General features: G+C 67.5%; 6 protein-coding genes and 1 tRNA gene. 4 read left to right on the forward strand and 3 right to left on the reverse strand.

Features of this window, described 5'->3' with window-relative positions; all coding sequences use genetic code 11:
• Positions 1-26: 26 nt before the first annotated feature.
• Positions 27-1,589 carry an alpha-amylase family glycosyl hydrolase gene (locus ASE70_RS12050; protein WP_056505135.1) on the forward strand — a complete coding sequence of 521 codons (1,563 nt, stop codon included), beginning with the start codon at positions 27-29 and terminating at the stop codon, positions 1,587-1,589.
• Positions 1,589-2,599: a glycosyltransferase family 4 protein gene (locus ASE70_RS12055; protein WP_056400720.1), complete on the forward strand. Its 1,011-nt coding sequence runs from the start codon at positions 1,589-1,591 to the stop codon at positions 2,597-2,599. Before ASE70_RS12050 ends, ASE70_RS12055 begins: the two co-directional genes overlap by 1 nt.
• A gap of 7 nt (positions 2,600-2,606) precedes the next feature.
• Here ASE70_RS12055 and ASE70_RS12060 read toward each other — a convergent pair whose 3' ends face one another.
• The 3 genes from ASE70_RS12060 to ASE70_RS12070 are packed head-to-tail and all read right to left on the reverse strand — an operon-like array spanning position 2,607 to position 5,616.
• Positions 2,607-3,854, reverse strand: coding sequence for an adenosylmethionine--8-amino-7-oxononanoate transaminase (locus ASE70_RS12060; RefSeq protein ID WP_056400716.1), 1,248 nt, complete (start codon positions 3,852-3,854; stop codon positions 2,607-2,609).
• The gene (bioD, locus tag ASE70_RS12065) at positions 3,851-4,474 is read right to left on the reverse strand and encodes a dethiobiotin synthase (RefSeq protein WP_443024875.1); all 624 of its coding nucleotides are present in this window, start codon (positions 4,472-4,474) and stop codon (positions 3,851-3,853) included. The genes ASE70_RS12060 and bioD overlap by 4 nt, the downstream gene beginning before the upstream one ends.
• Positions 4,471-5,616 carry an 8-amino-7-oxononanoate synthase gene (locus ASE70_RS12070; protein ID WP_056400708.1) on the reverse strand — a complete coding sequence of 382 codons (1,146 nt, stop codon included), beginning with the start codon at positions 5,614-5,616 and terminating at the stop codon, positions 4,471-4,473. Before ASE70_RS12070 ends, bioD begins: the two co-directional genes overlap by 4 nt.
• Before the next feature lie 147 nt (positions 5,617-5,763).
• Here ASE70_RS12070 and ASE70_RS12075 point away from each other — a divergent pair, with 147 nt between their 5' ends.
• Complete coding sequence (locus tag ASE70_RS12075; protein ID WP_082451000.1) at positions 5,764-7,017, forward strand: AI-2E family transporter; 1,254 nt, start codon at positions 5,764-5,766, stop codon at positions 7,015-7,017.
• A gap of 21 nt (positions 7,018-7,038) precedes the next feature.
• Positions 7,039-7,115 (forward strand) — tRNA-Asp (locus ASE70_RS12080).
• Positions 7,116-7,372: the final 257 nt, after the last annotated feature.

Below are 7,372 nucleotides of genomic sequence, written 5' to 3' on the forward strand. Positions count from 1 at the left end.
TCCCGCTGGCGGCTTGTCCGCGCGTGATCGTTTCATCCGCGCAACCATGGTGGCAGGCCGCCACCATCTATCAGATCTATCCCAGGTCCTTCGCCGACAGCGACGGTGACGGGATCGGCGACCTGCGCGGCATCGCCGACCGGCTGGATCATCTCGTATCGCTCGGCGTCGATGCGCTGTGGATCTCACCGATCTTTCCGTCGCCGATGGCCGATTTCGGCTATGACGTGGCCGACTATACCGGCATCGATCCCCGCTTCGGCACGCTCGCCGATTTCGATGCGCTGCTCGCCAAGGCACACGGATTGGGCCTGCGCGTCCTGCTCGATTTCGTGCCCAATCACAGCTCCGACCGGCATCCATGGTTCGTGGAGAGCCGATCGTCGCGCGACAACCCGAAGCGCGACTGGTATGTCTGGCATGATCCCGCGCCCGATGGCGGCCCGCCCAACAACTGGATCAGCGATTTCGGCGGGCCGGCATGGACGTTCGATGCCGCCACCGGCCAATATTATTCGCGCGCCTTCCTGCCCGAACAGCCCGATCTGAACTGGCGCAACCCGGAAGTCCGCGCGGCGATGCTGGGCGCGATGCGCTTCTGGTTCGACCGCGGCGTCGACGGGTTTCGCATCGACGTGCTGTGGCACATGGTAAAGCACGCCGATTTCCCCGACAATCCGCCCAACCCCGACTATCGCGAAGGGATGGGCGAGATGCACCGCGTGTTGCAGCTGAACTCGACCGACCAGCCCGAAGTCCACGCAATCGCCGCCGACATGCGCGAACTGGCCGATCGCTATGATGCGATGCTGGTCGGCGAAATCTATCTGCCCGTACCCCGGCTGATGACCTATTACGGACCGGCCGACGCCCCCGGAGTGCATCTGCCGTTCAATTTCCAGCTGATCGAGGCGCGCTGGAACGCCGCCGAACTTGCCGGGCGCATCGCCGAGTATGAAGCGGCGCTGCCGACCGGCGGCTGGCCCAATTGGGTGCTGGGCAATCACGACCGCCCGCGCATCGCCACCCGCGTCGGCGCGGCACAGGCGCGGGTGGCGGCGATGCTGCTGCTGACGTTGCGCGGTACGCCGACGCTGTATCAGGGCGATGAGCTGGGCCTCCCCGACGCGCAGGTTCCCGCCGGCAAGGTTCAGGACCCGCGCGAACTGCGCGAACCGGGGCTGGGGCTGGGCCGCGACCCGGTCCGGACTCCGCTGCCATGGACAGAGGAGGGCGGCTTTACCACCGGCGAGCCGTGGCTGCCGATCGACCCGGCACATCTTCCGCTCAACGTCGCCGCACAAGCGGACGACCGGGACTCGACGCTGACCCTGTACCGCCACCTGCTGGCGTTGCGCCGCGCCACGCCGGCGCTTGCGACCGGCACGATCGGCGACGTCCGTGCCGAAGGCGACGTCCTCACCTATCTGCGCAGCGACGGCACCGATCGCTATCGCATCGCGCTCAACCTCGGCCACCGAACGGCCGCCATCGATCTCGAACCCGGCACGGTCATCCTCTCGACCCATGACGCCGCCACCGCTTCCTCCCTTCGCCCCGACGAAGGCCTGATCCTGAAAGTCGACTGATGCGTATCGCCATGCTCGCCCCGATCGCGTGGCGTACGCCACCGCGACATTACGGCCCGTGGGAACTGGTCACCAGCCTGCTGACCGAGGCGCTGGTCGCGCGCGGTGTCGACGTGACGCTGTTCGCCACGCTCGATAGCCAGACGTCGGCGACGCTCGCCGGGGTGGTCCCCGCACCGTACAGCGAAGACCCGTCAATCGACGCGAAAGTGTGGGAGTTCGCGCACCTCGCCCATCTGTTCGAACGCGCCGACGAATTCGACCTGATCCACAATCAGGCCGACTTTCCCGCCCACGCCTTTTCGGGGCTGGTCGATACGCCGATGGTCACCACCATCCACGGTTTTTCATCGGACCGCATCCTGCCGATGTACGCGCCCTATCAGGACCGGGTGCACTATGTCGCGATCAGCGACGCCGATCGCCACCCGTCGCTGCGCTATGCGGCGACGATCCATCACGGCATTCCCCTGAACGACTTTCCGTTCGATGCCGAGGGCAGCGACGACCTGCTCTTCTTCGGCCGGATGCACCCCGACAAGGGTGCGGCCGAAGCCGTCGCGGCGGCACAGGCCAGCGGCCGCCGGCTGCACATGGCGGGCATCGTTCAGGACGACCGCTACTGGCGCGAACAGGTCGAGCCGCATATCGATGGCGACCGCATCGTCTATCACGGCGCGGTCGGCGGCACGGCGCGAACCGACCTGCTGGGGGGTGCCCGCGCGTTGCTCCACCTGATCGGCTTCGATGAACCCTTCGGCCTGTCGGTGGTCGAGGCGATGGCCTGCGGTACGCCGGTCATCGCCTACAACCGCGGGTCGATGCCCGAACTGATCGAGCACGGCGTCAACGGCTTCCTCGTCGACACGCTCGACGAAGCGATCGCCGCGATCGACCGCGTGGAAGAGATCGACCGCGCCGCCTGTCGAGCCCGCGTCGCCGAGCACTTTTCGGTCGAGGCGATGGCCGAACGCTACCACGCGCTATACCGCTCGATCCTCGGCGGTTGAGCCTCGATCAGGCGTCGTCGCACGCCTCGCCCAATGCCGCATAGATCGCATCGAGATCGCGGTTGTCGATGCAATAGGGCGGCATGACGTACAGCGTCGACCCGAGCGGACGGAGCAACAGGCCCGCCTCGCGAAACCGCGCCAGCAATTTCGGCGCACGGTCCGACAGATAGCCTTCGTCGCCATCCAGTTCGAACGCCGTAATCGTGCCAAGCTGGCGGGCGTTCGCGACGCGGCGATGGGTCGCCAGCGCCGCCAGTCGCGCCGCCTGTCGCCGGGTCAGCGACATGATCCGTTCGGCCACCGGCTCCTCGCGCCAGATCGCCAGATTGGCCTTGGCCGCGGCGCAGGCGATCGGGTTCGCGGTATAGCTCGACGAATGAAAGAACATCGTCGCCCGGTCCGGCCCGTAATGCGCCTGAAAGACGGGTTCGCTCGCCATCGTCACCGCCAGCGGAATGGCACCGCCGGTCAATCCCTTTGACAGGCACATCAGGTCGGGCACCACCCCGGCCTGTTCGCACGCGGTCAGCGTGCCGGTGCGGCCCCAGCCGGTCATGACTTCATCGGCGATGAACAGGACGCCGTACGTCGCGCATATCCGGTGCATCTCCGCCAGAACTGCCGGCGCATACAGCCGCATCCCGCCCGCGCCCAACACCAGCGGTTCGACGATAAACGCCGCCGCCCCGGTCCGGCACGCCGCCTCAAGCACGTCGAACGTCGCCTGTTCGTGCCCGGCATCGGGGAAGGGGATCGACCCGACATCGAACAGCAGCGGCGCATAGGCCCGGTTGAATACCCCCCGCGCCCCGACCGACATCGCCCCGATCGTATCGCCGTGATAGCCATGGTCGAGCACGAGAATGCGGTGCCGATCCTCGCCCCGGTTGCGCCAATATCCCAGCGCCATCTTCAGCGCGACTTCGACGCTGGTCGATCCCGAATCGGAAAAGAACACCCGGGTCAGCGCGTCGGGCAGCAGGGCGCACAGCCCCGCCGCCAGCGTCTCGGCCGGCTCGTGCGTATATCCGGCAAAGATGATCTGATCGAGCCGTCCGGCTTGTTCGGCGATGGCGGCGGCGATGCGCGGATGGTTGTGGCCGTGCGTGGTCACCCACCACGAAGAGATCGCATCGACGATCCGCCGCCCGTCCGCCGTCCACAGCGCGGCCCCGTCGCCGCGCATGATCTGCGGGACAGGCTCCTGCAATCCATGCTGGGTAAAGGGATGCCAGACAGGCGACGACCTCACCGGAAATCCTCCACGTCGAAATGGGCGGCAAAGGCCTCCGCCAAGGTCGCAGGGTCGAGCGGGTCGAGCCGGGGCAGACGCCCCAGACGCCTGGTATTGCCCAGCCGAACGATCGTGTCTTCGCTATCGGCCACGCTGTCCCCGACAAAGGCGACGCCCAGCAACGGTACGCCCCGCGTCCCCAGTGCCTCGATCGACAACAGGCTGTGGTTGATCGTGCCGAGCGCGGTGCGCGCCACCAGCACCACCGGCCGCTGCCAGCGTGCGAACAGGTCGCCGAACGTCGTGCGCCCGACGATCGGCACCAGCACGCCGCCCGCGCCCTCGACCACCAGCGGCCCGTCGACCTGTGGCAGCGCCAGCCGGTCAAGATCGATCGTCACCGCGTCGATCACCGCCGCACGATGCGGCGAACAGGGGGTGGCCAGCGCATAGGCCTCGGGCAGGATGCGCTCGGGCGATATCCCCGCCAGCCGGGCGACCCGCTGGCGATCGGTTCCGTCATCGGTCCCGGCCTGCACCGGCTTCCAATAGGATGCGCCGAGCGCCCCGGTCAGCGCGGCGGCGAACACCGTCTTGCCGACATCGGTATCGGTCCCGGTAACGACGATCACGGTCATGACCATCGCTCCAGCACATCGCCAAGGCCGTCGATCGCCGCCGCATCGACGTTCAGCGTCAACGAAATCCGCAGCCGCGCCGTACCGGCTGGAACCGTCGGCGGCCGGATACCGCGCACGTCGAACCCGGCCGCCTGCACCGCCGCCGCCATCGCCATCGCCCGCCCATCGTCGCCGACGATCAGTGGCATGATCTGCGACCCGCTGACCCGCGCGCCGACCCGCGCCAGCCGCTTGCCCGCATGATCGATCAGCGCCGCCAGCCGCGTCCGCCGCGCCGGTTCGTCGTGCAATACCCGCAAACCCGCCCGGACGGCCGCCGCCATCATCGGCGAAGGCGCGGTCGAAAAGATGAACCCGCGCGCCCGGTTGATCAGGAAGTCGCACACGACTGCCGGCGCGCACACCAGCGCCCCCTCGCTGCCCAGCGCCTTGCCGCAGGTCCTGAGCGTGACGACGTTCGGCCGCCCCTCCAACGCCGCCGCCAGCCCGCGCCCATCGGGTCCGAACACCCCGGTCGCATGGGCTTCGTCGATCAGCAGCATCGCATCGTGCCGGTCGGCGAGCGCGATCAGGTCGTCGAGCGGCGCACGGTCGCCGTCCATGCTGTACAGGCTTTCGACCGCGATCCACGGTGATCCGGTCCCGCCGTCGCGCCGCCAACCCACGATCGCATCCTCGATCGCCTGCGGATCATTATGTCCCGCCGCCACCGCCGGCGCACGGGAAAGGCGCATCCCGTCATGGGCACTGGCATGGATCAGCGCGTCGTGGACGATCAGGTCGCCGCGCTGCGGCAACGTCGCCAGCAGCGCAGCATTGGCCGCGAACCCGCTGCCGAACCACAATGCCGCCTCGCTCCCGAAGAAGGCCGCCGCCTCGCGCTCCAGCGTTTCGTGCTCGGCATGATTGCCGCGCAGCAGCCGCGATCCGCCCGACCCGACCGGCACGCCGCGCGCGAGGGCGTCGGCCACCGCATCGCGCAGTTGCCGCGATCCGCTCAGCCCCAGATAATCGTTCGAGGAAAAATCGCGGCCCGCGATCGGGATCAGCTGCCGCCGCCGGTCGATCGCCGACAGCCGGTCGAGATCGGCCGCGACCGGGCGCAGCGCGGGAGCAGGCTGGCGGCCATCGTCGATCATCGCTGCTCCTTCTCCCACCTCATATCGGGCGTCGCCTCTATCCGCGACATCGGCATGGCGCAAATTGCGTCGTTGCGCGTTAAGGGCCGGTGCGTCGATCGCCGTTACCGATACGGTCCGCGACGGCGCAGGGGGTGATCAGGGCACATGGTAGAATCCGCAACAGAATCCGCGACTGTCGACCGGGTCGGTGCGACCGGCACCGCCGCAACGCCGCCGTCCGATCCCGTCGACGCGGTGGTCGATGCCCCGACCGAGGAATTGCGCCGCGACCGGCTGCTGGCCGCGCTGACGCTGATCGCCGGGGCCGGGCTGGTGCTGGCCTTGCCCTTCGCGTTGCAGGCGGGCGCGCGCTTCTTCCTGCCGCTGACCGCCGCGATCGTGATCGCCATCGCGCTGGTGCCGCTGCTCGAATGGCAGGAGCGCCACCGGGTGCCGGCCCCGCTTGCCGCGCTGTTCTGCGTGCTGTTGTTCCTGATCGTCGCCAATGGCGCGCTGGCATCGATCGTCGTGCCGGCATGGGGCTGGGCGGCGATCCTGCCCGACCGCATCGACCGCGTGCAGGAAAATATCGCGCCGCTGATCGACTTCTACGCCAGCCTCGAAAAATTCGTGAACGGCCTGATCGCCAACGTCGCCAGCGCCCCGGCGCGTCAGACGACCAGCAGCGTCGCCCCGCCGCAATCGCTGCTCGACGTCGTCACCACCTCCGCGCCGTCGGCCTTGCTGGAGATGTTCTTCGCGATCCTCGTCATCTATTTCTTTCTAGCCGGCTGGACCAACCTGCGCCGCGCCGCGATCACCGGGCGCAGCAGCTTCGGCGGCGCGATGGCGACCGCGCGCGTGATCCAGAACGTCGTCGACGACACCTCGGCCTATCTCGGCACCATTACCTTCATCAATCTGATGCTGGGCGTGATCGTCGCCTTTGCCCTGTGGTATATCGGCATGCCGACGCCGCTGATGTGGGGCGGCCTCGTCGCGCTGCTCAACTATGTGCCCTATCTCGGCCCGATCTTTGCCGCGTTGCTGCTGGCGGTCGGCGGGCTGATGACCTTCACCGATATCTGGTGGGCGTTGCTGCCCGCTGCGATCATGGTCGGCGCGCATCTGGTGGAGGCGAACGTCATCACTCCGCTGGTCGTCGGGCATCGCCTGACCATCAATCCGTTGATGATCCTGATAACGCTCAGCTTCTGGGGCTGGGTATGGGGTACGCCCGGCGCATTGCTGGCGGTGCCGTTGCTCATCATCATCCAGACGGTGCTGAAGGGTGCCGGCAAACCCGACATTGCCGGTTTCCTGTTCGAACACGGCACGCTGGTGCAGGACGTGCCGCCCGCGCAACGAAATGCGCCAAATGGCAACAGCGCCGTTGACAGCCCCGGCACTGCTCCGTAAAGCCCGCCTCCTCGCTAGAGAGCGGGTGTAGCTCAGTTGGTTAGAGCGCCGGCCTGTCACGCCGGAGGTCGCGGGTTCGAGCCCCGTCACTCGCGCCATGGCGCATCGTCTGGGTGCGCCGGGTGCCGGTACGAACGGCACGATCCATGCATAGGAAACAGCGAAACGACAGGACGCCCCGCTTTTCCGGACGCGTTCGGTATCCAACGCGTATGCGACGCGGCACGATGGCTCCGTAGTTTCGGGGAGTGTTCACTTCGGACTCTGTAGGCGTTTTCTGGCGAGGAAGATGTCGAGGGTGATCTCGAGCATTTGTTGGGTCTTGGAAGCGCGTTTGGTTCGGCGGTTGAAGCGG

The sequence above is a fragment of the Sphingomonas sp. Leaf22 genome (genome assembly GCF_001421715.1).
Classification (GTDB): Bacteria; Pseudomonadota; Alphaproteobacteria; order Sphingomonadales; family Sphingomonadaceae; genus Sphingomonas.

Excerpts from the sequence above, each read along its gene's own strand:
- ASE70_RS12055 (WP_056400720.1), top strand. The coding sequence starts at position 1,589 with ATGCGTATCGCCATGCTCGCCCCGATCGCGTGGCGTACGCCACCGCGA.
- ASE70_RS12075 (WP_082451000.1), top strand. The coding sequence starts at position 5,764 with ATGGTAGAATCCGCAACAGAATCCGCGACTGTCGACCGGGTCGGTGCG.
- ASE70_RS12070 (WP_056400708.1), bottom strand. The coding sequence starts at position 5,616 with ATGATCGACGATGGCCGCCAGCCTGCTCCCGCGCTGCGCCCGGTCGCG.
- bioD (WP_443024875.1), bottom strand. The coding sequence starts at position 4,474 with ATGACCGTGATCGTCGTTACCGGGACCGATACCGATGTCGGCAAGACG.